Source organism: Actinomadura sp. GC306 (assembly GCF_004348665.1).
GTDB lineage: Bacteria > Actinomycetota > Actinomycetes > Streptosporangiales > Streptosporangiaceae > Spirillospora.
The window spans coordinates 1-26,228 of sequence record NZ_SMKM01000072.1; the positions used below are offsets into that span (position 1 = coordinate 1).

The 26,228-nt window shown below is 74.0% G+C and carries 26 protein-coding genes; 17 read left to right on the plus strand and 9 right to left on the minus strand.

The genetic code is table 11. The annotated features are described in order from the left end of the window. The 14 genes from E1200_RS33680 to E1200_RS13165 all read left to right on the plus strand — a co-directional run. Positions 1-252 (plus strand): hypothetical protein (locus tag E1200_RS33680; RefSeq protein WP_165950301.1); only part of this gene is annotated, 252 nt, incomplete at its 5' end. Next, on the plus strand, positions 252-710 hold the full coding sequence (locus E1200_RS13105; RefSeq protein WP_207933327.1) for a roadblock/LC7 domain-containing protein: 459 nt from the start codon (positions 252-254) through the stop codon (positions 708-710). The genes E1200_RS33680 and E1200_RS13105, both read left to right, overlap by 1 nt. 6 nt (positions 711-716) lie before the next feature. After that, positions 717-1,094: a DUF742 domain-containing protein gene (locus E1200_RS13110; RefSeq protein WP_131952146.1), complete on the plus strand. Its 378-nt coding sequence runs from the start codon at positions 717-719 to the stop codon at positions 1,092-1,094. Next, positions 1,075-1,713, plus strand: a complete 639-nt coding sequence (locus E1200_RS13115; RefSeq protein WP_131952147.1) for an ATP/GTP-binding protein — start codon at positions 1,075-1,077, stop codon at positions 1,711-1,713. Before E1200_RS13110 ends, E1200_RS13115 begins: the two co-directional genes overlap by 20 nt. A 78-nt stretch (positions 1,714-1,791) precedes the next feature. After that, positions 1,792-4,407 carry a nitrate- and nitrite sensing domain-containing protein gene (locus E1200_RS13120; RefSeq protein ID WP_131952148.1) on the plus strand — a complete coding sequence of 872 codons (2,616 nt, stop codon included), beginning with the start codon at positions 1,792-1,794 and terminating at the stop codon, positions 4,405-4,407. After that, on the plus strand, positions 4,404-4,847 hold the full coding sequence (locus E1200_RS13125; RefSeq protein ID WP_131952149.1) for a roadblock/LC7 domain-containing protein: 444 nt from the start codon (positions 4,404-4,406) through the stop codon (positions 4,845-4,847). The genes E1200_RS13120 and E1200_RS13125 overlap by 4 nt, the downstream gene beginning before the upstream one ends. Before the next feature lies 1 nt (position 4,848). Then, positions 4,849-5,250, plus strand: coding sequence for a DUF742 domain-containing protein (locus E1200_RS13130; protein WP_131952150.1), 402 nt, complete (start codon positions 4,849-4,851; stop codon positions 5,248-5,250). Continuing rightward, positions 5,231-5,836 (plus strand): ATP/GTP-binding protein, encoded by a 606-nt coding sequence (locus E1200_RS13135; RefSeq protein WP_131952151.1) that lies wholly within the window; start codon positions 5,231-5,233, stop codon positions 5,834-5,836. Before E1200_RS13130 ends, E1200_RS13135 begins: the two co-directional genes overlap by 20 nt. Before the next feature lie 387 nt (positions 5,837-6,223). Next, positions 6,224-7,405: an ROK family transcriptional regulator gene (locus tag E1200_RS13140; protein WP_131952152.1), complete on the plus strand. Its 1,182-nt coding sequence runs from the start codon at positions 6,224-6,226 to the stop codon at positions 7,403-7,405. 25 nt (positions 7,406-7,430) lie between these two features. Then, positions 7,431-8,960 (plus strand): sugar ABC transporter ATP-binding protein, encoded by a 1,530-nt coding sequence (locus E1200_RS13145; protein ID WP_131952153.1) that lies wholly within the window; start codon positions 7,431-7,433, stop codon positions 8,958-8,960. Further along, positions 8,957-10,066, plus strand: coding sequence for an ABC transporter permease (locus tag E1200_RS13150; RefSeq protein ID WP_243708531.1), 1,110 nt, complete (start codon positions 8,957-8,959; stop codon positions 10,064-10,066). The genes E1200_RS13145 and E1200_RS13150 overlap by 4 nt, the downstream gene beginning before the upstream one ends. 34 nt (positions 10,067-10,100) lie before the next feature. After that, a complete protein-coding gene (locus E1200_RS13155; RefSeq protein ID WP_131952154.1) occupies positions 10,101-11,177 on the plus strand; it encodes an ABC transporter substrate-binding protein in 1,077 nt (358 codons plus the stop codon). A gap of 103 nt (positions 11,178-11,280) precedes the next feature. Continuing rightward, entirely contained in the window at positions 11,281-12,420 is a 1,140-nt protein-coding gene (locus E1200_RS13160) for a Gfo/Idh/MocA family oxidoreductase (RefSeq protein ID WP_131952155.1), read from the plus strand. A 1-nt stretch (position 12,421) separates the two neighbouring features. Then, a complete protein-coding gene (locus E1200_RS13165) occupies positions 12,422-13,423 on the plus strand; it encodes a sugar phosphate isomerase/epimerase family protein (protein WP_131952156.1) in 1,002 nt (333 codons plus the stop codon). Positions 13,424-13,433: 10 nt separating this feature from the next. On the opposite strand, the gene E1200_RS13170 is transcribed toward E1200_RS13165, so the two are convergent. Beyond that, the gene (locus tag E1200_RS13170) at positions 13,434-14,129 is read right to left on the minus strand and encodes a cupin domain-containing protein (RefSeq protein ID WP_243708532.1); all 696 of its coding nucleotides are present in this window, start codon (positions 14,127-14,129) and stop codon (positions 13,434-13,436) included. Positions 14,130-14,175: 46 nt separating this feature from the next. Next, the gene (locus tag E1200_RS13175; RefSeq protein ID WP_131952157.1) at positions 14,176-14,760 is read right to left on the minus strand and encodes a Uma2 family endonuclease; all 585 of its coding nucleotides are present in this window, start codon (positions 14,758-14,760) and stop codon (positions 14,176-14,178) included. A gap of 203 nt (positions 14,761-14,963) precedes the next feature. Between E1200_RS13175 and E1200_RS13180 the strand changes: the two genes are divergently transcribed. Further along, complete coding sequence (locus E1200_RS13180) at positions 14,964-15,521, plus strand: DUF1707 domain-containing protein (RefSeq protein ID WP_131952158.1); 558 nt, start codon at positions 14,964-14,966, stop codon at positions 15,519-15,521. A 120-nt stretch (positions 15,522-15,641) separates the two neighbouring features. After that, positions 15,642-18,317, plus strand: a complete 2,676-nt coding sequence (locus tag E1200_RS13185; RefSeq protein WP_131952159.1) for a sialidase family protein — start codon at positions 15,642-15,644, stop codon at positions 18,315-18,317. 241 nt (positions 18,318-18,558) lie between these two features. Here E1200_RS13185 and E1200_RS13190 read toward each other — a convergent pair whose 3' ends face one another. The 4 genes from E1200_RS13190 to E1200_RS13205 all read right to left on the minus strand — a co-directional run bounded on the left by E1200_RS13190 (position 18,559) and on the right by E1200_RS13205 (position 22,114). Continuing rightward, positions 18,559-18,744 carry a hypothetical protein gene (locus E1200_RS13190; protein ID WP_131952160.1) on the minus strand — a complete coding sequence of 62 codons (186 nt, stop codon included), beginning with the start codon at positions 18,742-18,744 and terminating at the stop codon, positions 18,559-18,561. Positions 18,745-18,871: 127 nt separating this feature from the next. Further along, the gene (locus tag E1200_RS13195; RefSeq protein ID WP_243708533.1) at positions 18,872-20,740 is read right to left on the minus strand and encodes an endonuclease/exonuclease/phosphatase; all 1,869 of its coding nucleotides are present in this window, start codon (positions 20,738-20,740) and stop codon (positions 18,872-18,874) included. 90 nt (positions 20,741-20,830) lie between these two features. Next, entirely contained in the window at positions 20,831-21,919 is a 1,089-nt protein-coding gene (locus E1200_RS13200) for a Zn-dependent alcohol dehydrogenase (protein ID WP_131952161.1), read from the minus strand. A 3-nt stretch (positions 21,920-21,922) separates the two neighbouring features. Next, positions 21,923-22,114, minus strand: coding sequence for a ferredoxin (locus tag E1200_RS13205; protein WP_131952162.1), 192 nt, complete (start codon positions 22,112-22,114; stop codon positions 21,923-21,925). A 159-nt stretch (positions 22,115-22,273) separates the two neighbouring features. Between E1200_RS13205 and E1200_RS13210 the strand changes: the two genes are divergently transcribed. Next, a complete protein-coding gene (locus E1200_RS13210) occupies positions 22,274-22,981 on the plus strand; it encodes a class I SAM-dependent methyltransferase (protein ID WP_131952163.1) in 708 nt (235 codons plus the stop codon). 62 nt (positions 22,982-23,043) lie between these two features. Here E1200_RS13210 and E1200_RS13215 read toward each other — a convergent pair whose 3' ends face one another. From E1200_RS13215 to E1200_RS13225, 3 genes are all read right to left on the minus strand, one after another. Continuing rightward, positions 23,044-24,171 (minus strand): prenyltransferase, encoded by a 1,128-nt coding sequence (locus E1200_RS13215; protein ID WP_131952164.1) that lies wholly within the window; start codon positions 24,169-24,171, stop codon positions 23,044-23,046. Next, entirely contained in the window at positions 24,161-24,922 is a 762-nt protein-coding gene (locus tag E1200_RS13220; RefSeq protein WP_207933330.1) for a class I SAM-dependent methyltransferase, read from the minus strand. Before E1200_RS13220 ends, E1200_RS13215 begins: the two co-directional genes overlap by 11 nt. 44 nt (positions 24,923-24,966) lie before the next feature. Continuing rightward, a partial coding sequence (locus E1200_RS13225) for a glycosyltransferase family 4 protein (protein WP_243708534.1) occupies positions 24,967-26,228 on the minus strand: 1,262 nt, incomplete at its 5' end.

Sequence of the window (26,228 nt, forward strand, 5' to 3'; positions counted from 1 at the left end):
GAACTCGTCCACGACACCCGGGAGGACTGGCGGCCCGCGGGCACCCACGCGGGCCTGCCCCGCCGGGTGCGGCAGGAGAGCCTGGCCCCGCAGCTGCGCAAGCGGCCCCCGCCGCCCCCGCCCCGCGTCGGCGGCGGCGTGTCCGGGAGCATCGCACGCTCGCCCGAGGAGGCGCGTTCGCTGATGGCATCGATACAGCAGGGATGGCGGCGCGGGCGCGCGTCGGACGTGGGCGACGAAGGGGAGCGATGATGCACAACACCGCGGCCGGTGAGCTGAACTGGCTGCTCAACGACTTCGCCGGGCGGGTGGCGGCGGTGCGGCAGGCGGTGATCCTGTCCCGGGACGGCCTCGCCGTCGCGGCGTCCACCGAGCTGGCCCGCGAGGACGCCGAGCACCTGTCCGCGCTGGCGTCCGGCGTGCAGAGCCTCGCGCGCGGCGCGGGCCGCCACTTCGCCGGCGGGAACGTGCGCCAGACCATCATCGAGATGGACGCGCTGCTGCTGTTCGTGACGGCCGCCGGGGACGGCACCTGCCTCGCGGTGCTGGCCGACGCGGAGGCCGACGCCGGCCTCGTCGCCTACGAGATGGCGGTGCTGGTCAAGCGGGTCGGCCAGCACCTGCAGGCGAGCCCCAGGTTCGGAGCCGAGCACGAGACGGTGGGTGAGGGCTTCGGAGGCGCCGGGGGGACCTCGCCGCGGAGCCGGTGAGCGGCGATGGGCTCCGGAGAGCGGTGGCTGGACCGGGACGCCGGTCCGCTCGTGCGTCCGTACGCCCTGACCCGGGGGCGGACCCGTCCCGAGGGCGGGGACTTCGAGCTGATCTCGGTGGTGGCGGCGACCGGCGTCCCGCCGGGCGACCGGCTGCGCTACAGCCCCGACCACGTCCGGGTGCTGCGCGCCTGCGCGGAACCGGTCCCGGTCGTGGAGCTGTCGGCCGGGCTGGGCCTGCCGATCGGGGTCGTCCGCGTCCTGCTGGGCGACCTGCGGGACGAGGGGCTCATCGCGCTGGTCGCCGAAGTGGAGGCCGGGCGGGGGCGCCGTCCCCCGAACGGAGTGCTGCGGGAGGTGTTGGATGGCCTACGCGCCCTCTGAGGGGGCAGGGCTGAGCGCCCGTCCCCTCGTCACGACGAAGATCCTGATCGCCGGCGGGTTCGGGGTCGGCAAGACCACGATGGTCGGCTCGATCAGCGAGATCCGGCCGCTGCACACCGAGGAGCCGCTGACCGACCGCGGCGTCGGCGTGGACGACGTGTCCGGCATCGGCGCGAAGACGACCACGACCGTCGCGATGGACTTCGGGCGGATCACCCTGTCGGACCAGCTGCTGCTGTACCTGTTCGGCACGCCCGGCCAGGAGCGGTTCTGGTTCATGTGGGACGAGCTGGCCTCCGGCGCGATCGGCGCCGTCGTGCTGGCCGACACGCGGCGGCTGACCGGCAGCTTCGCCGCCATCGACTACTTCGAGCGGCGCGGCGTCCCGTTCGTGGTGGCCGTGAACTGCTTCGGCGGCCGGCGCACGCACCGGCCCGAGGACGTCGCGATCGCGCTCGACCTCGATCCGGGCGTCCCGGTGCTGCTGTGCGACGTCCGGCGCCGCGAATCGTCCAAGGAGGTTCTGGTGGCGCTGATGGAGCACGTCCTGACCTGGCCCGACTCGCGGGAGGCGCCGGATGTCCCACGTCCGACTGATCGCCGGGAAGCCGCGACGTAGTAGAGTCCCGCACACCCCCGTACTCCACGCATCGGGAGGTTTCCCCCGCATGTTCCGCCTCCGAGTGCCGAGGCAGTGATGGCCGCACCCCGTTTCTCCTCCATCCGGACCAGGATCACGCTGCTGGTCCTCGTGCCGCTGCTGGCGTTGACGTCGCTGTGGGTCTTCGTCACCGGCATGACCTACGGCGACGCGGACCGGCTGCTGGAGGCGAGGAACTTCCAGCAGAACTCCCTGCTGCCCACGCAGCGGCTCGTCAACGGCCTGCAGAAGGAGCGGCGGCTGTCGATGGCCTGGCTCGGCGACGCGCGGGCGGCTAGCGCGGACGAGATCCGGGCGCAGCGCGCGGTCACCGACAAGGCGGCCGCGGAGGTCCGCGCCGGCAGCCGCGACCAGGGCATGCGCGAGACGCTCGTGCCCGAGGTGGTCACCCGGATCGACGGGCTCATCACGAGGCTCGGCGGGCTGGACGCGCTGCGCCGCAGCGTCGACGGCCGCGCCGCCGGGCGCGGCCACGTGCTGCGCGAGTACAACGAGCTCGTCGACGCCGGCTTCGCGATCTACAGCGCGACCGCGCCGTCGGACGGCTCGATCACCGCCCGCGCCCGCACGCTCACCTCGTTCGGCCGCGCCCGCGAGTACATGGCGCGCGAGGACGCCCTGCTGACCGGAGCGCTCGCCGCGGGCCGCATCTCGCCCGCCGAGCGCGCCGAGTTCGCCAAGCTCGTCGGGGCGCACCACATGATCCACGGGGACAACGCCCGCGACCTGCCCCCCGAGTTCCACGCCCGCTACGAGCGGCTGATGGAGACCGCGCCCTTCCGGCAGATGATGCGGATGGAGAACGAGGTCATCCACGGTGCCGAGCCGCCCGCCGCGGTCGCCGAACGCGGCAACGCCGCCGGCGGCACGCCCCAGGAGGGCCCGCAGGCCGGCGCGCGGGAGGTGACGGTCATCGAGCCCGCCGCCTGGAGCAGCGCCAGCACCACCGTGAACGACCAGCTCTTCGAGCTGGAGAACGACGTCCTCGACTCCGTCGCCGCACACGCCCGGAGCATCGCGCTCGGCACGTTCACCCGGCTCGCCATCGCCGGCGGGCTGGGGCTGGTCGCGATCCTGCTGTCGTCGTTCTTCGCCGTCCGGGTCTCCCGGCGGCTGGTCCGCGAGTGCCGCGCGCTCGCCGGCGGCGTGGTCGAGTTCACCCAGGAGCGGCTGCCGAGGCTCGTGGACCGGGTCCGCGCCGGGCGGCCCGCCGAGCCCGAACCGGCGCCCGAGGTCGAGTACCGCATCAACGAGATCCGGCAGATCGCCGACTCGTTCGACCGCGCCCGCGAGGCCGTCGTCCGGTCCGCCGAGGGCGAGGCCGCGGCCCGCCGCGGCATCAGCGAGGTGTTCGTCAACCTCGCGCGCCGCAACCAGGCGCTGCTGCACCGCCAGCTCAGCCTCCTGGACTCCATGGAGCGCCGCACCGAGGACCCCTCGGAGCTGTCGGACCTGTTCCGCCTCGACCACCTCGCGACCCGCATGCGCCGGCACGCCGAGGGCCTGGTGATCCTCGCGGGCAAGACGGCCGGCCGCGGCTGGCGCCGCCCGGTGCCGCTGGTGGACGTCGTCCGCGGCGCCGTCGCCGAGGTCGAGGACTACCCGCGCGTCCGGGTGCAGCCGCTGCCGCGCGTCGCGCTGCTCGGCTCCGCCGTCGCCGACGTCATCCACCTGCTGGCGGAGATCGTGGAGAACGCCACGACGTTCTCGCCGCCGCAGTCGCCGGTCCGGGTCAGCGGGCACGCGGTCGCCAACGGCTTCGCGATCGAGGTCGAGGACCGCGGCCTCGGGATGACCGAGGAGGCGCTGCGCGCCGCCAACGCGCGGCTCGCCCGGCCGCCGGAGTTCGACCCGTCCGACAGCGCCCAGCTCGGGCTGTTCGTCGTGGCGCGGCTCGCGCAGCGGCACGGCATCCAGGTCACGCTCCGCCAGTCCCCGTACGGCGGGACGACCGCGATCGCGCTGATCCCGGCCGCGCTGATCGTGGACGAGCCCGCACCCGAGCCGGCCGTGCGCCGCCCCACCGGGCCGATGCAGACGCTCTCCGGCGCGGCCCCGGCCCTGTCGGCCTCCGGATCGGCGTCCGCGCCGAACCCCCGGGCGGCGTCCGCGCTGCCCGCGGCCGACCCCGGCGTCGTCCGCCTCGTCGAGGCGGAGCCCGCCGAACCGGAGCAGGACCGGGAGCGGGAGCCGGAGCGACGCGCGGCCGACCCCGTCCCGGCGAGCACGGACGCGCCCGCGGAGCCCGCGCCGCCGCTGCAGCCGGGCGGGCTGCCCAGGCGCAGGCGGCAGCAGCACCTGGCGCCCCAGCTCAAGCAGCGGGTGGACGAGCACCTCGCCGCCCAGGGCCAGGCCCCGCCCGTCGAGGACCCGCCGCCGGCCGAGCCGGCACCGCCGCGGCCCGCCGCCGTGCCGATGTCCGCGCCCGTCCCGCCGGACGAGGCCCCGGCCCCGGCCCCGGCCCCGGCCGCGGCCGGGGAAGGCGCACCCGCGCCCGGGACCGTTCCGGACGACGACGAGGCGGCACGCTCCCCCGAAGCGCTCAAATCGATGATGTCCGCCATGCAGCGTGGCTGGCAGCGTGGCAGGCAGGACGCGGCCGACGCGGAGGCCGCGCGCGACCCAGCCGACCAGGAGGACGACACCCCATGACAGAGGCCCAGTACACCGGCGCCGAGGTCCCGGGCGGAGGCGGTGAGCTGGACTGGCTCCTCGACAGCCTGGTCCAGCGGGTCGCCCCGGTGCAGAACGCGGTGGTGCTGTCGGGCGACGGCCTGAAGATCGCCGCCTCCAGCGGGCTGGCCCGCGAGGAGTCCGACCACCTGAGCGCGGTGGCCGCGAGCTTCCAGAGCCTCGCCCGCGGCGCGGGGGAGTCGTTCGGCGGCGGACCCGTGCGGCAGACGATCGTGGAGATGGAATCCTCGTTCCTGTTCGTCACCGCCGCCGGGAAGGGCGCCTGCCTGGCCGTCCTCGCCTCCGCCGACGCCGACCTCGGGGTCATCGCCTACGAGATGGCGATGCTCGTCACCCGGGTCGGGCAGCACCTGTCGGCCCACCCGCGGGTCGCCGCGGCCGAGTCGGGCGGCGTTTGAGGTGGAGGGGCGAGGCGGCGCCTGGTACGACGAGGCCGCGGGCCCCGTCGTCCGCCCGTACGCGCTCACCGGCGGCCGGACGCACTACGACGGCGTCGATTTCGACCTCGTCGCGCTCATCGTGGCGGCGGAGCCCGCCGTGTCCGATGACGACTCCGCCGCACTCCGGGCGTCCCAGTGGTCGCCCGAGCCCGAACATGACATGATCCTCCAGCTTTGCCGCACCCCGTTGTCGGTCGCCGAGATAGCGTCGGATCTGGAACTTCCCCTCGGGGTCGTCCGCGTCCTGCTCGGCGATCTGCTCGACCACGCGCTGATCCAGGTCCGGCGGCCCGCGCCGGTGGCGCAGTTCCCCGGCGAGCGTGTACTCAAGGAAGTGATCGATGGAATCCGTGCGCTCTGACGCGGCGGCCGCCCAGGGCGATTCCGCGCTGACGGTCAAGATCCTCGTGGCCGGCGGCTTCGGCGTCGGCAAGACCACCCTGGTGAGCGCGGTCAGTGAGATCCGTCCGCTGCGCACCGAGGAGGCCCTGACCGAGAAGAGCATCGGGATCGACGACACCACGGCCGTCGCGAACAAGACGACGACGACCGTGGCGATGGACTTCGGGCGCATCACGCTCCCGAACGGACTCGTGCTGTTCGTGTTCGGGACCCCCGGCCAGGACCGCTTCTGGTTCATGTGGGACGAACTGGCCAAGGGCGCGCTCGGCGCCGTCGTCCTGGTGGACACCCGCCGCCTGGCGGACTGCTTCGCCTCGGTCGACTACTTCGAGCGGCGCGGCGTCCCGTTCATCATCGGCGTGAACCGGTTCGACGGCGCGGGCCACCACTCGCACGAGCAGGTGCGCGACGCCCTCGACCTGTCGCCCGACATCCCGGTGATCGACTGCGACGTCCGCGACCGCGAGGACGCCAAGCGCGTCCTCATCACCCTCGTGGAGCACATCATGCGCACCATGAGCGGCCGCCAGACGGTGGCTTATTGAGTTCCCTTGGCGGTCGGGCCTTGGAGGCCCTCCCTTCAACGGGAACTCGGCGCGATCGCTGCATCGCTCCGACTCGCCTAGAGGCTCGCTGCGCGATCAGGTTCCTCGCAGGCTCGGAACCTGCCTTCGGTCGCGATCGCAGGCGTTGAGGTCGGCGCGGGGTTGATGCGTCGGCTGATGTAGTCGGTCTACGGCCCGTGGTCATCACTTCTTGGTGGTGGCTGCGGGCCGTTCTCTTGGGTCCGACTTTGTCTTTTGGGTGGAGAAAGTTCGGGGTTTGTTGGGGAAAGGTCTTCCACTTGCGGCGAAAGGGGGTTACCTTCCTGGCTGAGACCGGGGTCACACGGGCGCCGGTGTCGGGGACTCCGAGGGGACGACGTGATGCGCATGTCGGCTCGTCCGCAGAACGTGCATCAGGCACGGCTGCTGCGGCTGCTGCGTGACGAGGGGCCGCGCTCGCGGGCCGAGCTCGGCGATGTGGTTCGGCTGTCGCGGTCGAAGCTCGCCGTGGAGCTGGACCGGCTGGTCGAGCTCGGGCTCGTGGAGGGCGCGGGGCTGGCGGCGTCCCGCGGCGGGCGGCGGTCGGGGATCGTGCGGCTGTCGCCGGACCTGCGGTTCGTCGCGTTCGACGTCGGCGCCACCTCGATCGACGTGGCGGTCACCGACGGCACGCTGGAGATCCTCGGGCACGTCAGCGAGGAGTGCGACGTCCGGCAGGGCGCGACCGTGGTGCTCGACCGGGCCCTGGACCTGCTCGGCAAGCTGCGCGACGAGGGGCTGATCCCGCAGGTGCACGGCACCGGCATCGGCGTCCCCGGCCCGGTCAGCTTCCGCGACGGCATGCCGGTCGTCCCGCCGATCATGCCCGGCTGGGACCGGTTCCCGGTGCGCGACGCGATCGGCCAGGAGCTGGGCTGCCCGGTCCTGGTCGACAACGACGTGAACCTGATGGCGCTGGGCGAGCTGCACGCCGGGCTGGCCCGCTCGGTGGACGACTTCCTGCTCGTCAAGATCGGCACCGGGATCGGCTGCGGGATCGTCGTGGACGGCGCCATCTACCGCGGCATGTCCGGCAGCGCCGGCGACATCGGCCACATCCGCGTCGACGACGACGGGCCGATCTGCGCGTGCGGCAACGCGGGCTGCCTGGAGGCGTACTTCGGCGGCGCGGCGCTCGCGCGGGACGCCGAGGCGGCGGCCCGGTCGGGCCGGTCGCCGCGGCTCGCCGCCCTGCTGGAGACGCACGGCGCGCTGTCGGGCGCGCACGTCGGCGAGGCCGCCGCCGCCGGGGACCCGGCCGCGGTGCAGCTCATCCGGGAGGGCGGCCGGCATGTCGGGCAGGTGCTCGCCGGGCTGGTCAGCTTCTTCAACCCCGGGCTCGTCATCATCGCGGGCGGCGTCGCCGGGCTCGGCCACGCGCTGCTCGCCGAGATCCGCAGCGTCGTCTACCGCCGGTCCGCGCCGCTCGCGACCGGCAACCTCCCGATCGTGCTGTCGGAGCTCGCCGGGGCCGCCGGCGTGGTCGGCGGCGCCCGCCTCATCAGCGACCACGTCTTCACCGCGTCCTGACCCCCTCTCCCCCCGAGGAGGCCCGATGGGCTCGCCCGAAACCGAACCGCTGCTGCGCATGCGCGGCATCGTCAAGCAGTTCCCCGGGGTCCGCGCGCTGGACGGCGTCGACCTCGACGTGCGGCCCGGCGAGGTGCACTGCCTGCTCGGGCAGAACGGCGCCGGGAAGTCCACGCTCATCAAGGTGCTCGCCGGGGCGCACCAGCCGGACGAGGGCGAGATCGTGTTCGCCGGGGAGCCGGTGCGGCTCGCCGGGCCGGACGCCGCGATGCGCGCCGGGATCGCCACGATCTACCAGGAGCTCGACCTCGTGGACGGGCTGTCGGTCGCGGAGAACATCTTCCTCGGCCACGAGAGGTCCACGCTCGGCTTCACCCGCCGCGGCGACGCCGAGAAGGCCGCGCGCGAGCTGCTCGGCCGGCTCGGGCACCCGGAGATCCCGCCGCGCCGCGAGGTGGGCCGGCTGCCGGCGGCGGGCAAGCAGGTCGTCAGCATGGCCCGCGCCCTGTCGCACGAGGCGCGGCTGCTGGTGATGGACGAGCCGTCCGCCGCGCTCGCCCACGACGAGGTCGGCAACCTGTTCCGCATCATCCGCGAGCTGACCGCCGCCGGCGTCGCGATCGTCTACATCTCGCACCGGCTGGCGGAGATCCGGGAGATCGGCGACCGGGTGACCGTCCTGAAGGACGGCCGGGCCGTCGCGGTCGGGCTGCCCGCCCGGACCACCTCCACCGACGAGATCGTGTCGCTGATGACCGGCCGGGACGTCGAGTACGTGTTCCCGGAGCGGCCCGCCCCCGGCCCGGGGGACGACGCGCCCGAGGTGCTCCGCGTCGAGGACCTGACGCTCCCGGGCTCCTTCGCGGACGTGTCGCTCAGCGTCCGGGCCGGGGAGATCGTCGGGCTCGCGGGGCTGGTCGGGTCCGGCCGCTCGGAGATCCTGGAGACGATCTACGGCGCGCGGCGCCCCGCGCGGGGCCGGGTGCTGGTCGACGGCCGCCCGGTCCGCCCCGGCGACACCCGCGCGGCGGTGCGGCACGGCATGGGCATGGCGCCGGAGGAGCGCAAGAGCCAGGCGCTGCTGCCGAACGAGACCGTCGCCGGGAACGTCACCGTCGCGGGGCTGTCCCGGTACGCCTCGTTCGGCTGGCTCGACCGGCGCCGCGAGGTCGCCGACGTGCGCCGCCAGATCGAGGCGCTCGACATCCGCCCGCCCGACCCGGCGCGCCCGGTCGTGACGCTGTCGGGCGGCAACCAGCAGAAGGTCGTGCTGGCGCGCTGGCTGCTCGGCTCCGCCGGGCTGCGGCTGCTGATCCTGGACGAGCCGACCCGCGGCGTGGACGTCGGCGCGCGCGCCGAGCTGTACGCGGTGATCCGCGAGCTGGCCGGGCGCGGCATCGGGGTGCTGCTGGTGTCCAGCGAGGTCCCGGAGGTGCTGGGCCTCGCCGACCGGGTCCTCGTCGTCCGCGAGGGGCGGATCGTGCACACCGGCGCCGCCGGCGCCCTCGACGAGGCCGCCGTGCTCAACATGATCATGGAAGGGAGCGCCCTGTGACCGAGACGAGCCAGGGGTCCGGGGGATCGGCCCCGCGGACACCGCCGGACGGCAGGGAGGCGGGTGGGCGGGACGGCCGGCTCGTCTCGCTGGCCAAGCGCGTCCCGGTGGGCAAGGTGCCGGGCGGCCCGCGGCCCCCGGCCGGCGCCGGAGCCGCCGCGGTGCGCGGGCCGGGGGAGATCCGGCACCTCGGGCTGGCCGCGGCGCTGGTCCTGCTCGCGGGCGTCGGGCTGGCGACCCAGCCGGAGAACTTCGCCACGTCCGGCAACGTCGTCGCGATCCTGGTGCTCGCCGCGACCATCGGCGTGATCACCGTCGGGCAGACCTTCGTGATCATCGGCGGCGGGATCGACCTGTCGGTCGGCTCGGTGATGGCGCTGGCGTCGGTGTGGGCGACGACCGTGGCGACGCAGTCCTACGGGCCCGGGGTGATGGCGCTGTGCGCGATCCTCGTCGGGACCGGCACGGGCGTCGTCACCGGGCTGCTGATCAGCTACGGGCGGCTCGTGCCGTTCATCGCCACGCTCGCGATGCTCGTCGCCGCACGGGGGCTGGCGCAGCGGATGTCGGACCGCAGGACGCAGCTGATCCGTCCCGAGAACGACGCGCTCGTGTCGCTGTCCACCACGCGGGTGCTCGGGCTGCCGCTCGTCGTGTACATCTTCGCGGCCGTCGCGTTCGCGGGCTGGCTGCTGCTCAACCGCACCACGTTCGGCCGCCGGACGTTCGCGGTCGGCGGCAACCCCGAGGCGGCGCGGCTCGCCGGCATCGACGTCCGCCGGCACACCCTCGCGCTGTACGCGCTGTCCGGGTTCTGCTGCGGCATCGCCGCGATCATCATCATGGCGCGGACCACCACCGGTTCCAGCACCCACGGCGACCTGTACGAGCTGGACGCGATCGCCGCCGTCATCATCGGCGGGACGCTGCTCACCGGCGGGCGCGGCACGGTCGTCGGGTCGATCCTCGGCGTGCTGATCTTCACCCTCATCACCAACCTGTTCATCCTGAACGGCCTGCAGACCAGCGACCAGCTCATCGCCAAGGGCGCGATCATCGTGGCCGCCGTGCTGCTGCAGCGCCGCGGGCTCCGCTCGCCCACCTGACCCCCTTTCCACCACCCCCACCCAGGAGCACGTCATGCGTGAACAGAGCCCACGTCAGCAGGGTCCCCGTCCAAGCCGCCGCAACCTCCTGCTCGGCGGTGCGGCCATCGCCGCCGGCGGCCTCGCCGCGGCCTGCACCAGCAACACCGAGGACGGCGGCTCGGGGACGTCCCCGCAGGCCGGGACGCTCGCCGGCGACAACGACAAGGCCGGCAAGCAGGTCACCATCGGGTTCTCCGCGCCCGCGGCGGACCACGGCTGGATCGCGGCGATCGCCAAGAACGCCGAGGAGCAGGCGAAGAAGTACACCGACGTGACGTTCAAGCCGGTCGAGCCGACCAACGACATCAACCAGCAGATCTCCGCCGTCGAGTCGCTGATCCAGGCGAAGGTGAACGTGCTGGTGATCCTGCCGAACGACGGCGAGCAGCTGAACCAGGTCGGCCGCAAGGCGATGGACGCCGGCGTCCCGGTCGTCAACCTCGACCGCGTCTTCCCCGACCACCTGTCGTACCGGACGTGGGTCGGCGGCGACAACTACGGCATGGGCGTCTCCGCCGGCCACTACATCGGCAAGAAGCTCAAGGACAAGGGCGTCGCCGACCCCGTCATCGTGGAGATCCAGGGCATCGCGACGCTGCCGCTGACGCAGGACCGCAGCAAGGGCTTCGCGGACGCGCTGAAGTCCTACGGCTTCGACGTCACCGCCAAGCAGGACGCGAAGTTCACCGTCGAGTCCGGCAACCAGGTCGCCTCGAACCTGCTCCAGGCGCACAAGAAGATCGACGCTGTCTGGAACCACGACGACGACCAGGGCGTCGGCGTGCTCGCCGCGATCAAGCAGTCCGGCCGGGACGAGTTCTTCATGGTCGGCGGCGCCGGGTCCGCCAACGCGATGCGCGAGATCAAGGCCGGCGGGGTGCTGGAGGCGACCGTCACCTACTCGCCGACGATGGCCTCGTCCGCGATCAAGCTGGCCCGGCTCATCGCGCAGGGCAAGGGCATGGCCGACCTGGTCGAGCTGCAGGTGCCGCAGTCGATCACGCTGGCGTCCGAGACGATCACCAAGGACAACGTCGACCGCTACCTGCCGCTCGGCTTCGAGTCCTGAGCCGCGGGCCCCGCACCACGGGGGCGCCGGCGCGCCCGTCCCGCTCCCGGGGGCGGGCACGCCGGCCGGACGGTACCGGACACACAGAGAGGTGAGCACCAACATGACGACCCTCGGAGTCGGGATGGTCGGGCACGCGTTCATGGGACGCGCCCACTCCCAGGCGTGGCGCAGCGTCGGGCCGTTCTTCGCGCCGCCGCTGACCCCGGTCATGACCGCGCTGGCCGGGCGCTCCGCCGAGCGCGCCGGGGCCGCCGCCGCGACGCTCGGCTGGGCGTCGGTGGAGACCGACTGGAAGGAGCTGCTCCGCCGCGACGACGTCCAGCTCGTCGACATCTGCACGCCCGGCGACCAGCACGCGGAGATCGCGGTCGCCGCGCTCGACGCGGGCAAGCACGTCCTGTGCGAGAAGCCCCTCGCCAACACCGTCGCGGAGGCCGAGGCGATGGCGGCCGCCGCCGAGCGCGCCCGGGAGCGCGGCGTCCGGTCGATGGTCGGGTTCAACTACCGGCGCGTCCCCGCGGTCACGCTCGCGCGCCGGCTGGTCGCCGACGGGCGGATCGGGGCCGTCCGGCACATCCGCGCCCAGTACCTGCAGGACTGGCTCGCCGACCCGGAGGCCCCGTTCACCTGGCGGATGGACCGCGAGCGGGCCGGGTCCGGCGCGCTCGGCGACATCGCCTCCCACATCGTGGACACCGCCCAGTTCATCACCGGGCACACGCTGACCGGCGTCTCGGCGGTACTGGAGACCTTCGTGCCGGAGCGGCCCGTCCCGGGCGGCGGGACGGCCCCGGTGACCGTGGACGACGCCGCCCTGTTCATCGCCCGCACCGACCGCGGCGCGCTCGCCTCGTTCGAGGCCACCCGCGTCGCCACCGGCCGCAAGAACGCGCTGCGCATCGAGGTCAGCGGCTCGTCCGGCGCCCTGTCCTTCGACCTGGAGTCGCTGAACGAGCTGTGGTTCCACGACGGGAACGACGACGGCGCGACCGCCGGCTTCCGGCGCATCGTCGTCACCGAACCCGACCACCCCTACACCGGGCGCTGGTGGCCGCCCGGCCACGTGCTCGGCTACGAGCACACCTTCACCCACCAGATGGCCGACCTGCTCACGGCGATCGCGGAGGGCGCGGACCCGAGCCCCTCGTTCGCCGACGGCCTGCGGATCCAGCGCGTCCTCGCCGCCGTCGCCGACAGCGCGGCGTCCCGCCGCTGGGTCGACATCGAAGGGAGCGACTGACATGGCACGACCGATCACCCTGTTCACCGGCCAGTGGGCGGACCTGCCGTTCGAGGAGGTCTGCCGGCTCGCGTCCGGCTGGGGCTACGAGGGCCTGGAGATCGCCTGCTGGGGCGACCACTTCGAGGTCGACAAGGCCCTCGCCGACGACGGCTACATCCCGCGCAAACTGGAGACGCTCGCCAAGCACGACCTGAAGGTGTGGGCGATCTCCAACCACCTCGTCGGCCAGGCCGTCTGCGACAACCCCGACGAACGGCACAGGGCGATCCTGCCGGAGCGGATCTGGGGCGACGGCGAGCCCGAGGGCGTCCGGCAGCGCGCCGCCGCCGAGATCAAGGACACCGCCCGCGCCGCCGCGAGACTCGGCGTCGACACCGTCGTGGGCTTCACCGGCTCGTCCATCTGGCACACGGTCGCGATGTTCCCGCCGACCCCGGACTCGATGGTCGAGCGCGGCTACGCCGACTTCGCCGAGCGGTGGAACCCGATCCTGGACGTGTTCGACGAGGTGGGCGTCCGCTTCGCGCACGAGGTCCACCCCAGCGAGATCGCCTACGACTACTACACGACCGCGCGGACGCTGGAGGCGATCGGGCACCGGCCCGCGTTCGGCCTCAACTTCGACCCGTCGCACTTCGTCTGGCAGGACCTCGACCCGGTCGGCTTCCTGTTCGACTTCCGCGACCGCGTCTACCACGTCGACTGCAAGGACACCAAGGTCCGCACCGGCGACGGCCGCCGCGGGCGCCTCTCCTCCCACCTCCCGTGGGCGGACCTGCGGCGCGGCTGGGACTTCATCTCCACCGGCCGCGGCGACGTCCCCTGGGAGGACTGCTTCCGCGCCCTCAACGCGATCGGCTACACCGGCCCCATCTCGATCGAATGGGAGGACGCCGCCATGGACCGCCTCCAGGGCGCCCCCGAGGCCCTGGAGTTCATCCGTGCCCTCAACAAGATGGAACCCCCGTCCGCCGCCTTCGACGCGGCGTTCTCGAGTTGATCGCTCGGCGTCAGGGGAGGGCTTGGAAGTCGGTGAAGTCGAAGCCGGGGGAGACCACGCAGCTGACGAGGGCCTCCTCGTCGCCGGAGGGGTGGGCGGCCTGCCACACGCCCGCGGGCACGACGGCCTGCGGGACCTGGCCGTCCGCCACGTCCGCGCCCAGCGTGATCGCCTCCTGCGTCTCGGCCGGGCGGTCGCCGTCCCCGCCGAGGTAGAGCGTCAGCGGGCCGCCCCGGTGCCACAGCCACACCTCGGCGGACCGGACGACGTGCCACATCGACTCCTCGCCGGGCGGCAGCAGGAAGTAGATGGCGGTGGCGCTGGCCCGCTCGCCCGGGTAGCCGTCCGGTGCGAACGTCACGCCCGACCGCCACGTCTCCCGGTACCAGCCGCCCTCCGGGTGCGGCAGGAGGTCCAGTGCCTCGGCGGTCGCGGGACGGTCCAGGAGCGCCACGTGGCGTCCGTCCGGGCCGCGCCGCGCGTACCGCACCCGGGCCGCCGTGGTCCGGTCGATCACCCCGCGGCCCGGGACCGGGCCCGGCGCGGGGTCGAGCGTCACGGCGACGACCTGCCCTTCCGCGAACACGTCGTCGGCGACGGCGAGGGCCGCATCGTCATCGGGCGCCCACACCGCGCCGGCCTCGGACAGGACGAACCGCGGGCCGGGCTGGGCCCGCCAGGAGTCAAGGGTGGTCAGCAGCAGCACCCTCCGAGCTTAGGACGCGCCGGGGTGCGAGCCGGCGCACCGGCGCTCAGTCCATCTCGGAGAGGCGGGCCGGGTCGAAGGAGATGGGGTAGGGGCGGTGCAGGGTGACGGTCTCGCCGGAGCGGGCCTTCGCGGCCACCTCGTAGCGGCCGTCCAGGAGCTCCATCATGGTGATCGTCGGGCGGGGCTCCAGATCGATCAGCCAGTAGTGGGGGATGCCGGTCATGGCGTACTCCTCCACCTTGCGGACGCGGTCGGTCTGCTCGTTGACCGTGCGCGGCGTGACGACCTCGGCGACGAGCAGGAGATCCGGGCCGTAGTAGGTGCGCGTCTGGCGCTCCAGGGCGGCGCGGGCGACGTCGCGGCTCACGGCGAACACGTCCGGTTTGCGGATGCCCGCGGGGGTGGTGACGTCCTGCGGGGCGCCCGCGACGTGGACGTCGGCGTCCGCCTGGCGGGCGGCGTCCTTGAGGATGCCCTTGAGCTGGTCGGCCGCGTGGTCGTGCCACAGGTCGCCGGGCAGCTCGTGCAGCCAGCCGTCGGCCAGTTCGTAGCGGCGGCCCTCCTCGGGCAGCGCGTCCAGGTCGTACAGCGTGTACGGACCGTGCGCGCGGCCGAGCGTCGCGGCCATGCAACATCCCCCTTCACCTCGGCTTATCCGAATCTAGCGGACCGGCCTCCGGCTGCGCGGCAGGCATGATCGCGCGTCGGGACGCGGTCAATGTCTCGAAAACCGAGGGGAGGCGGGTTAAGATACATCTCGTCTTGCCCTTGACCCTCCCCCCGGTGGAGGGACGACCCTGCGGAGGCGAACCGCCCCGAAGGAGAGATGCGATGAGCGTCGAGCAGCACCCCCTGACCGTTCCCGCGCTGCGCGCCTCCGACCGCGACCGCGACGAGATGCTCGTCCGGCTGCACGACGCCTTCGCCGAGGGCCGCCTGACCGAGGCGGAGCTCGACGAGCGCATCGACCTGACGCTCGCGGCGCGCACCTACCCCGAGCTCGGGGCCGTGGCCGCCGACCTGCCCGGGACGCCGGACGGGACGGAGGCGGTGTGCGCCGGCCCGGCGGGACGGTTCCTGGTCGCCTACAAGAACTCGGTCACGCGCGCCGGGCGCTGGCGGCTGCCCGAACGGTTCACCACCGTCGTCTACAAGGGCACGGCGCTGCTCGACCTGCGCGCCGCCGAGCCGGCGGGCTCCGGTGCCGTGCTGCGGGTGCTGGCCTACAAGTCCTCGGTGAAGATCATCGTGCCCCCGGGTGTCCGGGTGGAAGCGGACGGTGTGGGCGTCTCGACCACGGTCCCCGGCGTTCCTCCCGCTGGGGCACCTGTCGTACTTGTCCGGGGATATGCCTACAAGGGAACGATCGAAGCGAAAGATCGGCCATAACGCTCCTGAAGTGATAGAACGCTCCCGCGGCCCCATAGGCCGCCGTTCACGCGGATGTCCGTACAGACGGTGGCGTGGCGCGATTTGATGGTGGTCCGACAGGACCGTGAAGGAGCGCGTGTGACGGCGAGGACCCCGGAGCAGGACGAGGCCCGGCGGACGTCCGAGCAGGAGGCGGGCGGCTCCCGCCAGGTCCGCCGGCGGCTGACGTTCGGCGTGGCCGGTGATCTCGCCGACATGCCGGCCACGCTGTCGCCCTGGCAGCGCGCGTACGAGGCCTGGCGCGCCGCCGGGCTGAAGTGGGGCCACGGCGCCCCGCCCCGCGAGCAGCGGACGGCGGAGGCGGCGGAGACGGCGGAGACGGCGGCCGGCGCGCCGGAGAAGCCCGCGCCGAAGAAGGCGGCCCGGCAGAAGGCGGCCGCGAAGCCCGCCCCCGAGAAGTCCAAGCTGGCGAAGGGCAAGCCCGAGAAGGCCGAGCCCGAGAAGGCCACGCCTGAGATCGGCAAGGCCGAGGAGACCGAGCCCGAGAAGAGCAAGCCCGAGAAGAGCAAGCCCGAGAAGGCCGCTCCGCCGAAGGGCGCGGGGAAGAAGGGCGGCGGGAAGAAGCAGGCGGCCCGGAAGAAGGCCGCGCCGGACCCCGCGGACGTGCTGGTGGCCGGGCCCGGCCTGGCCGCGGCGCGGAAGGGGACGCCGCGGCGGCTGCGGTCGCGGCTGGCGGTCGCGGCCGGGCTCGCGGTGCTCGCGGGCGGCGCGGTCTTCACCGTGGCGCAGGGGGAGAGCGACTCGGACGGGCCGGGCGTCCCGGCCGCGGTGGCGGCGGACGCGCTGTTCCCGCCCGACCCGGCCGCCGAGACCGACGGGCTCGTCCAGGACCTCGCCGCCGTCACCGCCGCGGGCGGGACGCTCGTCGCGGTGGGCACCGAGGGCGACGGCGTCCCGGGCCGGGAGCGGAGCCGGTTCCTGTTCTCCGTCGACGCCGGGCGGACGTGGTCGCCGGCGCGGCTCCGCGCCGCCGGCGGGACGACGGCCCCGGCCGGCGACAGCCCGGAGATGGTCACCGCGGGCGACCGCGGGTGGGTGGCGCTCGGCCGCTCGCCCGGCGGCGGCACGGTGGCGTGGACGAGCGACAACGCGCAGACCTGGACCAGGCACGACCTCGGCGCCGTGTTCAAGCCGTCCGACGACGTGCGCGGCGTCGCCCGCACCGCGACCGGGTTCGCGGCCGTCGGTGGCGTGGACGACCGCGCCGTCGCCTGGATCTCCCCGGACGGCATCAGGTGGCAGCGGATCGAGGGCATCGAGGGCATCTCCGGCTTCGACCGCGTGGCGTCGTCCGGGAGCGTCCTCGTCGGCCACGGCACCTACGCCCGCAAGGTCACCGTGAAGCGCGGCCGGCGGAAGGTCACCCGTACCGTCCCGGCCTACGGCGTGTGGCGCTCCACCGACGGCGGCCGGACGTGGGCCCGCGTGAACATCCCGCAGAGCCACGGCTCCTACGGGCCGACGAAGGGCCTCACCTTCGGCCCCGGCGGGTTCGCGACCGTCCGGGAGGGAAGGCACACGACCGGCCGGGGGGACAAGCGCAGGACGAGGCGGTTCGGGCTCCTGTTCACCTCGGCGGACGGCCGCGAGTGGCGGGCCGTGAGCCGGTTCCCGGGGGCCGGGATCAAGCGGTTCGGCGGCACGCCGGACGGCCTCGCGGTCCTCGCGCACGGCGCTGAGGGCACCTCCCGGATCCTGCGCACCGACGACGGGCGCACCTGGAAGGCGGCCGGCACCGTGCCCGGGCCGGTGGAGAGCAGCGGGCTGACCGTCGCCGCGGGCGGCGCGCTCGCGATCTCCGGGAGCCAGGGCGACGACGCCTACCTGCACGGCGTGGACCTGCGCACCGTGCCGGGGGCCGTCCGCCCGGAACTCGCCGTCCGGTCCCTGGCGGGGACGCCCGGCCGCTCGGTCGCGGTGGGCAGCAGCAACGGCGCGGCGGCGGTCTGGACGTCCACGGACGGCCAGGCGTGGCAGCGCGGCCGGTTCCCCGGTGCCGGCGGAGCGCTCTCGGACGTCGTCGAAGGCGCCGCGGGATGGCTCGCGGTGGGCCGCACGTCCGGCGACTCCCCGGGGCCGCTGGCGATGACGTCGCGGGACGGGGTCGTCTGGGAGAAGGCCGCGTTCCCCGCCGGCCCGCCGCCCGTGGCCGCCGCGGCGGGCCCCGCCGGCTACGTGGCCGCGGCGGCGGGCACGATCTGGCGTTCGGCCGACCTCCGCGCGTGGCGGCGCACCGGGGTCGACGGCACGCCGGCCGACGTGACGGCCGCCGCCGGGAAGTACGTGGCGGTCGGCGGCAAGGGGCGGGCACCGGCCGTCTGGACGTCCCCGGACGGCGCGAAGTGGACGGCCGCCGAACTGCCGGGCGGCCTCGCCGGCGGGCCGCTGACCGGCGTCGCCGCCCGCGGCGGCGTGCTGGTGGCGACCGGCTCGGACGGCGCCCCGCTGGTCTCCGCCGACGGCGGGACGACCTGGACCGCACACGGCCTCGGCGGCGACCTCAACGCCACCGCCATCACGGCGACGCCGCACGGCTTCGTGCTGGCCGCGAGCACGTCCCGCGGGGACGCGGCGGTGCTGACCTCCGCGGACGGCGCCACCTGGCGCCGCCTGCCGGTCCCCGGCCTGGCGGGCGCGGGCGAGCGGCGGCTGACCGCCCTGACCACGGCGGGCACGTCCGTCCTGGCCACCGGCACCACCGCCGACGCGCACGGCGAGCGGCCGCTGCTGTGGAAGGCGCCGGTACCGGAGTAGCGAAGGATGGCGGGGCTCAGCCGTTGCAGCCGCAGGAGCAGCCCTTCGGGCAGGAGCATCCGCCGCCGTGTCCGCAACTGCAGTTCTTCGTCGTCATGGGCGGAACGTAACCCCGCCGCGCCGTACGGTCCATGACCGCGGGCGCGAGGTAACCCTGTCGCGAGGGTGCGTGCGTGCGTCATTACGGACACGGGCCGTCCCGCGGCGGGGACGCGGGACGGCCCGTGCCCGGTCCGGGGGCCTAGAAGTCGATGTGGAAGTCCACGCCGAGCAGGACGAGGACCCACAGGAAGATCGCCAGCAGCGCGCTGATGACCCGTTCGATCAGGCTTTCGTTGATGTAGCCGCGGTCCCAGGCGACGAACACGCCGATGATGAGGTAGATAAGGCCGACCAGACTGATGTGCGGCCGGTAGCGGTACGCCATGGAGGGCGTCTCCTCACGAGTGGGGGTCTGACGATCGACGTGTCCCCCGCGGCCGCCGGGAAAAACACCGGCGGTATTCAGGACCGTCCTGTGACGATCTTTTCGGAAAGTCCCAAATTAGGGAGCGCTACTTCTCCGGCAGGGCGAGGCGGACGATCGTGGGATCGCGCCCGTCGTCGTGGCCGGCGAATTCGGCGGTGCGGTGCACCACGTCGAACTCGTGCCTGTGCCGCCGCAGGGACGGGCTCAGCAGGATGTGGTCGAGGACCTCGGAGTTCCCGCCGGTCACCGCCGTGTAGCGGTCGCCCGCGGGCAGCCGCGCCGGGAGGTCGGTCAGGCCGGTCCGGGCCACGAGCGTGTTGACCGGAATGGAGTCCTCGCCGTCGTTGAGCTCGCCCGTGACGATGACGCGGGCGTTCGCGTCCACCTTCCGGACCGACCGCACGAAGTCGGCCACCACGCGGGCCTGGGCGTCGCGGCGCCACCGGCTGGGGCTCTCCGGCGGCTGGTTCCGGCCGAAGAGCGGCTCGTCGTCGGCCGTCCGCGGGAACCACTGGTTCGCGATCACGATGAGCCGGTGGCCCCGCCAGGTGAGCTCCCCGGCGACCGGCTTGCGGGTGCCGGACCACGCGGCGTGGCCGGGCGTGATCCGGCCGGGGCTCAGCGTCAGCCCGGCCGTCCCGCCGCGCCGGACCGCCCGGACCGCCGTCACCGCCGGATCGGGGCCCTCGGGCGGCTCGTCCGGGAGCGGGTCGGTGAGCGCGGGGCGGTCGACGAACGCCAGCCCCCGGTCGGCGCGGAACAGGAACCCCGTCCGCCGGTTGTCGCCCTCCGCGCCGCCGTCGGCGTTGTCGCGCGGCGTCACCGACCGCCAGTCGTAGGCCGGGCCGCCCGCCATGCTGATCGCGGTGACGAGCTGCGCGACGGTCTGGTCGGCGGCGACGATGCCGTCGTCGTCGGGGCCGCTGTTGTCGCCGAGCTCGGTGACCGCGACGAGGTCGGGGGAGCGCAGCCCGGTGACGATGTCGTTCGCGAGGGCGGTGAACCGCGCGGGCGGCGAGCCGGGGTGCAGGCCGTCCAGCCGGGCGGTGGCGACGGCGAGCTCGCCGTCCCGCTGCGGGCGGGTGGTCTCCCGGGGGAGCCCGCCGGGCGCGCGGCGCGGCGTCGCGGTGAGCAGCAGGTGGTAGTCGCCGTACCCGTAGTCGAGGACCCCGTGGTTCGCGCCGGGCAGCCGGTCGCCGACGTGCATGCCCGGCAGCGGCGCCAGGGCGTCGTCGAGGATGATCCGCTCGGGGTTGGCGTCGCCGCCGCCGAACCGGCTGCCGTCCTTGGCCAGGATGCCGCCGCGCTTCGTCCGCGGCCCGGCACCGGCGCCGCCGGCGGCGAGCACCGGGACCCGGCCGTGCCGGGACGGGCCGACCGCGACGGCGTCGCGGAGCTCGACCCGCATCCCTTCGAGGGACTCGTAGAAGTCGATGCCGTCGCGCCGGGGGTCGAACCCGCCGCCCCGCTCCACGTTCCCGGACCCGCGCTCGATCACCCGCGTCGGCGGGCGGCGGCCCCCCGGACCGGCCACGACCGGCGGCGGCAGGGGGTTGCCGCGCGACTCGACGGCGGTCTCGGTCGCGCCGATCTCGGTGCGGGTCAGCCCGGCGGACGAGGCGCCGCCGGGCCGGTACTCGGCGACCTTCCCGGTCACCCGGACGGCGTCGCCGGCCGCCACGTCCGGCCGCGTCCGGGTGAAGACGAACACGCCCTCGGACGTGGCGTGGTCGCGGTCGGGCCGCGGGTCCTGCATCCAGAACCCGTTGCCGGTCACCGCGGTCACCACGCCGGGGACCGCGGCGACCCGGGAGCCGTTCAGCGGGGAGATGTGCGCGGCGCCCTGCACGTCCCGGATGCGGACGCCGGGGGCCGCCGCGTGCGCCGCGGGGGGCGCGGCGAGCGGGGCGATGAGGACGGCCGCCGCCAGGGCCCTGCGGAGACCGTGCACCACCCGCGCTCCATGATCGTTAGGGAGTTTCCGACCGGACGACAAGGATGATACGCGTGCGGCGGAGCGCGGCGCGCCGCCCGTCCGGGGCCCCTAGTCGAACAGGACGACCTGCCTGATCACGTCGCCGCCGGTCAGCGCGCGGACGGCGTCGTTGAGCTCGCCGAACCCGATGCGGCGGGTGATGAGGCCGTCGAGATCGAGCTTCCCGGCCCGCCACAGGTCGACGAAGAGCGGGATGTCGCGCTTGAGGTCGCAGCCGCCGTACAGGGACGGCTTGATGCTCTTGCCGTCGAACAGCAGCGCGAACGCGTTCTGGGTCCACTCGTCGTCGGCGGCGCCCGCGCCGACCACGATGACGTCGCCGCCGCGCCGGGCGGCGTCCCACGCCGTGCCGATCGCGGCGGACCTGCCGACCACCTCGAAGGCGTAGTCGAACCCGGCGCCGCCGGTGAGCAGCGCCTTGGTCTCCTCAAGGTCGTCCGGGGCCACGGTGTGCGTGGCGCCGAACCGCTTGGCGACCGGGTGCTTGGCCTCGTTCGGGTCGATCGCCACGATCGTGGCCGCCCCGGCGATCCGGGCGCCCTGGATCACCGAGAGGCCGACGCCGCCGGCGCCGACCACCGCGACGGTCGAGCCGGGCGTGACCCGCGCGGTGTTGATCACCGCGCCGACCCCGGTGGGGATGCCGCAGCCGAGCAGCGCCGCGTACTCGAACGGGACGTCCTCGGCCACCTTGACCACGCCGCGGCGGGGGAGGACGACCTCCTCGGCCCAGGTGCCGGTGCCCGCCATGCCGAACGCGGGGGTGCCGTCGGCGAACCGGAAGCCGGGCTCGCTGAACGACTGCGCGAGGAACGTCATGCACAGGTACGGCTGGCCGCGCAGGCAGTCGGCGCACTCGCCGCAGTCCGGCGTCCAGTTGACGACGACGTGGTCGCCGGGCGCGACGCCCGTGACGCCGTCGCCGACGTCCGCGACGATCCCCGCGCCCTCATGGCCCATGACGGTGGGCGCCGCGGTCGGCAGGACCCCGCTCATGGTGGACAGGTCGGAGTGGCAGACACCCGTCGCCTTGATCCGGACCTTCACCTGACCGGGACCCGGGTCGATCGCCGAGACGTCGTCGCGAAGATCGAGCTCCTCGTCGCCGACCGCATGCAGTACCGCGGCGCGTGCCATGGGCTACTCCTCCAGAGTAAGCGCGGCCTTCGGGCACGACCGGACCGCGTGGCGCACGCGGTCCTGCTCCTCCGCCGGGACGTCGGGCTTGAGAATGATCAGCTCGTCCTCGTCGTTGAGGTCGAAGACCTCGGGGGCGAGCCCGACGCACACGGCGTTCGCCTCGCACACCAGAGGATCGACTCGTACTCGCATGGCCTTCTCCGTTTCCGACGCGGGCGTTGCCACCAACGTACCGAATGAGGTTCGGGTCGCCGCGCTCGCCCCAAAAGTAGAACACGTTCCAGTCTGTCGGGGCAAGCGCCCGTCTCATTGTGGACGATCTCGGATAAGGTGCGCGGACGGAGGAGATCGATGACTCAAGGCAAGACGTCCGCCGGCCCCGGCACGACCGGCCGGGCGGCCCCCGCGATGCCCGCGGATCTGCTGCGCGCGGCGCGCAACGCGAAGGGCTTCATGCCGGACGGCGAGGGCCTCGCGCTCTACGAGACCGCCCTCGACTACGGCGGCCGGCTGGCCGGCACGGGCCCGCTGCTGGAGGTGGGCACCTACTGCGGCAAGTCCGCCGTCTACCTGGGGGCCGCGGCTAGGGAGGCGGGCACCGTCGTCGTCACCGTGGACCACCACCACGGCTCGGAGGAGAACCAGGCGGGCTGGGAGCACCACGACCCGTCCCTGGTAGACCCGAGCACAGGGCGGATGGACACGCTCCCCACGTTCCGCAAGACGATCGCGTCCGCGGGGCTTGAGGACGAGGTCGTCGCCATCGTCGGGCAGTCCCGCACGGTGTCGGCCTTCTGGCGGACCCCGCTGGCGATGCTGTTCATCGACGGCGGCCACGCCGAGGAGCACGCGCAAGCCGACTACCAAGGCTGGGCTCCGCACGTCGCCGTCGGCGGGGCGCTCGTCATCCACGACGTCTTCCCCGACCCCGAGGACGGCGGCCAGGCCCCGTACCACCTGTACCTGCGGGCACTGAAGAGCGGCGCGTTCGAGGAACGCCGCGCCGAGGGGTCCCTGCGCGTCCTGGAGCGCGTCAGCGACGCCGACCCGCTGCGTTGACCCGCTGCGTTGACCCGTGCGGCGCGTCGCCACCGACGGCGACGCGCCGCACAGGGCAGCGGTCAGAGGTTCGTGCGCACCGGGTTGGCGGCCGAGACCAGGGCGCAGCCGCACGCGTGCGGGTCGGACGCCTCAGAAGGCCCCAGGGGGCGTCCCGCGACCTCCTTGAACAGCCGGGCGCCCGGGGAGGCGTCCGCCAGCGCGTCCGCCGCCAGGATCACCGCGGCGGCCGTGTAGGTGGAACGGTCCCCGGGGAAGTGCCGGCGGTTCTCGAACTGCCAGCCCGTCCAGTACGAGCCGTCCTCGTGCCGCAGGTGCTGGATGGTCGCGAACAGCTCCAGCGCCCGGTCGCGGTCGCCCGCGGCGTCCAGCGCCAGCACCAGCTCGCACGTCTCCGCCGCCGTCACCCACGGCTGGTCGGACACGCACCGGCAGCCGAGGCCCGGCACGACGAACGTGTCCCAGCCCTCGTCGAACCGGCGCGCCGCGTCCTCGCCGCGGACGGGGCCGCCCAGCACCGGGTAGTACCAGTCCATCGACCAGCGGCTCTTGTCGGCGAACGCCTCCGGATGCGCGGCCACCACGTGGCCGAGCTGGTCGGCGGCGAGCTCCCACTCCGGCTCGTGCTCGCCCAGGTGCTCGGCGAGCGCGACCGCGCAGCGCAGCGACTGGTGGATCGAGGAGCAGCCGGTCAGCAGCGCGTGGTCGGACGCCGCGCCGTTCTCGTGGCGCAGCCAGATGATCTCCCCGCGCCGGGTCTGCAGGCCGAGCGTGAACTCGATCGCGCGCCGCACCGCGGGCCACATCCGCCGCGCGAACTCCTCGTCCCCGGTCATCAGCAGCTCGTGCCACACGCCCACCGCGAGGTAGGCGGCGTGGTTGGACTCGCCGCCCGGCTCGGTGACCTCGCCCAGCACCCACTTGGCGGGCCACGACCCGTCCGGCCGCTGGACGGCGGCCAGCCACTCGTACGCCCGCCTGGCCTCCGCGCCGAGCCCGGCGACGGTCAGCGCCATCGCGGCCTCGACGTGGTTCCAGGCGTCCACGTGGCCGGGGACGCCGCCCGTCGGCGAGAACCAGGGGATCGCGCCGGACCTCTCCTGCTGCGCGGTGATGCTGCGGGCGGTCGCGAGGACGTCGTCGGCGGACAGCACCCCGTCCACCGACGGCGGACCGGGTTCAGACCGCATCCGCGGTCTCCTTCGCGGGGGACGCCGGCGTGCCGGGCGACGCGGGCTTGCCCAGGTAGACCACCACGCTCTTGCCGATCAGCGGGTTCAGCGCGCGCTCGGCGAGCCGGGTCGCTAGCGGCCGCTTCATGATGTCCCACACCAGGATCTGGTGGTAGCCCTTGGCGAGCGGGTTGCCGTCGTTGTCCACCCCGACCGCGCACTTGATCCACCAGTACGGCGCGTGCAGCCCGTGCGCGTGGTGGTGGCCGCCGACCTTGAAGCCGACCGACTTCAGCTTGGCCTCCAGCTCGGCGCGCGTGTAGATCCGCACGTGCCCGCCGGGCGCGGTGTGGTAGTCCTCCGACAGCGCCCAGCAGACCCGCTCGGGCAGCCAGCTCGGCACGGTCACCGCGAGCTTCCCGCCGGGCCGCAGGACGCGCAGCAGCTCCCGCATCGCCCGCATGTCGTCGGGGATGTGCTCCAGCACCTCCGACGCGATGATCGCGTCGAAGTGGTCGTCGGGGAACGGCAGGTCGAGCGCGTCACCCTGCACGGTCTCTGCGGTCGCGTCCGCCGGCACCTCGCCGTCGAGGCGCATGGCCCCGAACATCTTCTCGACGCCGGACAGCTCCTCGGCGTCCTGGTCGAAGGCCACGACGCGCGCACCCCGGCGGTACAGCTCGAAGGCGTGCCGTCCGGCACCGCATCCCATGTCGAGGACGCGGTCTCCGGGAGAGACGGGGAACCGCTGGAAATCCACGGTCAGCAGGGTCGTGCTCCTTTCGTACAGGGAAGCGCCCGGAGGGGCGTCCCTCAGCCCTTGCCCTTGCCCGCGGCGAGCCGCAGGTAGTTCTGCTGGGTGATGGCCGCACGGTAGTGCTCGACCGTGGCCTTCGCCACCGCCGGCCAGGCGAAGCGCTCCTGGACGCGGGCGAGGCCCGCCTCGCCGACGCGGGCGCGCTCGGCGGCGGAGTCGTGCAGCCGGTGCAGGGTCGCCGCCAGCTCCTCCACGTCCCCGGGCTCGACGAGGACGCCGCCGTCGCCGACCACCTCGGGCAGCGCGCCGGCGCGGCTGGCGACCAGCGGCGTCCCGGACGCCATGTGCTCCACGGCCGGCAGCGAGAAGCCCTCGTAGCGGGACGGCACCACCGCGATCTCCGCGGAGGCGAGCAGCTCGCCCAGCTCGTCGTCGCCGATGCCGCCGACGAACCGGACGCGCTCGCCGAGGGCCAGCTCGCGGACGAGCTTCTCGGTCGGGCCGTCCTTCTTCGGCTTGGACACGACGACGACGTGCACGTCGCGCTCGGTGGCGAGCTTGGCCACGGCGCGCAGCAGCACGTCCACGCCCTTGATCGGGGCGTCCGCGCTGGCCATCGCGACGATGCGGCCGGGGACGCGCTCGCCGCGCGGGTGGAAGATCCGGGTGTCGACGCCGAGCGGCAGGATGTCGATGTCGCGCGGGTCGACCCCGAAGTCCTTGACGATGTCGACCTTGGACGAGTCGGAGACCGTCAGCACCGGGCCGATCCGCCGCGACACCTGCGCCTGCATGGCGACGAACCCGTACCAGCGGCGCTTGCCGAGCTTCTGCTTGATGCCGCGCGCCGCCTCCAGCTCGATCCGCCGGTCGACGCTGATCGGGTGGTGGATGCTCGTGACCAGCGGCAGGCCGAGCCTGGCGATGCCCAGGTTGCCGAGGCCGAGGACCTGGTTGTCGTGCACGATGTCGAAGTCGCGGCGGCGGCTCCGCAGCAGCCGCAGCGCGCGGAGGCTGAAGGTCAGCGGCTCGGGGAAGCCGCCGGTCTTCATGTGCGCGAACTCCAGGACGTCCACCCAGTCGCGGAACTCGCGCAGCGCCGGGATGCGGAACGGGTCCTCGTCCCGGTACAGGTCCAGGCTGGGGATCTTGGTGAGGGCGATCTCCGGGCGGTCCAGCTCCGGATAGGGCTGGCCGGACAGCACCTCGACCCGGTGCCCGAGGTCGGCCAGCTCCCGGCTCAGATGCCGGAGGTAGACGCCCTGCCCGCCGCAGTGCGGCTTGCTCCGGTACGAGAGCAGGGCGATCCGCAACGGAT

Excerpts from the sequence above, each read along its gene's own strand:
- E1200_RS13105 (WP_207933327.1), top strand. The coding sequence starts at position 252 with ATGCACAACACCGCGGCCGGTGAGCTGAACTGGCTGCTCAACGACTTC.
- E1200_RS13110 (WP_131952146.1), top strand. The coding sequence starts at position 717 with ATGGGCTCCGGAGAGCGGTGGCTGGACCGGGACGCCGGTCCGCTCGTG.
- E1200_RS13115 (WP_131952147.1), top strand. The coding sequence starts at position 1,075 with ATGGCCTACGCGCCCTCTGAGGGGGCAGGGCTGAGCGCCCGTCCCCTC.
- E1200_RS13120 (WP_131952148.1), top strand. The coding sequence starts at position 1,792 with ATGGCCGCACCCCGTTTCTCCTCCATCCGGACCAGGATCACGCTGCTG.
- E1200_RS13125 (WP_131952149.1), top strand. The coding sequence starts at position 4,404 with ATGACAGAGGCCCAGTACACCGGCGCCGAGGTCCCGGGCGGAGGCGGT.
- E1200_RS13135 (WP_131952151.1), top strand. The coding sequence starts at position 5,231 with ATGGAATCCGTGCGCTCTGACGCGGCGGCCGCCCAGGGCGATTCCGCG.
- E1200_RS13140 (WP_131952152.1), top strand. The coding sequence starts at position 6,224 with ATGTCGGCTCGTCCGCAGAACGTGCATCAGGCACGGCTGCTGCGGCTG.
- E1200_RS13145 (WP_131952153.1), top strand. The coding sequence starts at position 7,431 with ATGGGCTCGCCCGAAACCGAACCGCTGCTGCGCATGCGCGGCATCGTC.
- E1200_RS13155 (WP_131952154.1), top strand. The coding sequence starts at position 10,101 with ATGCGTGAACAGAGCCCACGTCAGCAGGGTCCCCGTCCAAGCCGCCGC.
- E1200_RS13160 (WP_131952155.1), top strand. The coding sequence starts at position 11,281 with ATGACGACCCTCGGAGTCGGGATGGTCGGGCACGCGTTCATGGGACGC.
- E1200_RS13165 (WP_131952156.1), top strand. The coding sequence starts at position 12,422 with ATGGCACGACCGATCACCCTGTTCACCGGCCAGTGGGCGGACCTGCCG.
- E1200_RS13175 (WP_131952157.1), bottom strand. The coding sequence starts at position 14,760 with ATGGCCGCGACGCTCGGCCGCGCGCACGGTCCGTACACGCTGTACGAC.
- E1200_RS13180 (WP_131952158.1), top strand. The coding sequence starts at position 14,964 with ATGAGCGTCGAGCAGCACCCCCTGACCGTTCCCGCGCTGCGCGCCTCC.
- E1200_RS13190 (WP_131952160.1), bottom strand. The coding sequence starts at position 18,744 with ATGGCGTACCGCTACCGGCCGCACATCAGTCTGGTCGGCCTTATCTAC.
- E1200_RS13200 (WP_131952161.1), bottom strand. The coding sequence starts at position 21,919 with ATGGCACGCGCCGCGGTACTGCATGCGGTCGGCGACGAGGAGCTCGAT.
- E1200_RS13205 (WP_131952162.1), bottom strand. The coding sequence starts at position 22,114 with ATGCGAGTACGAGTCGATCCTCTGGTGTGCGAGGCGAACGCCGTGTGC.
- E1200_RS13210 (WP_131952163.1), top strand. The coding sequence starts at position 22,274 with ATGACTCAAGGCAAGACGTCCGCCGGCCCCGGCACGACCGGCCGGGCG.
- E1200_RS13215 (WP_131952164.1), bottom strand. The coding sequence starts at position 24,171 with ATGCGGTCTGAACCCGGTCCGCCGTCGGTGGACGGGGTGCTGTCCGCC.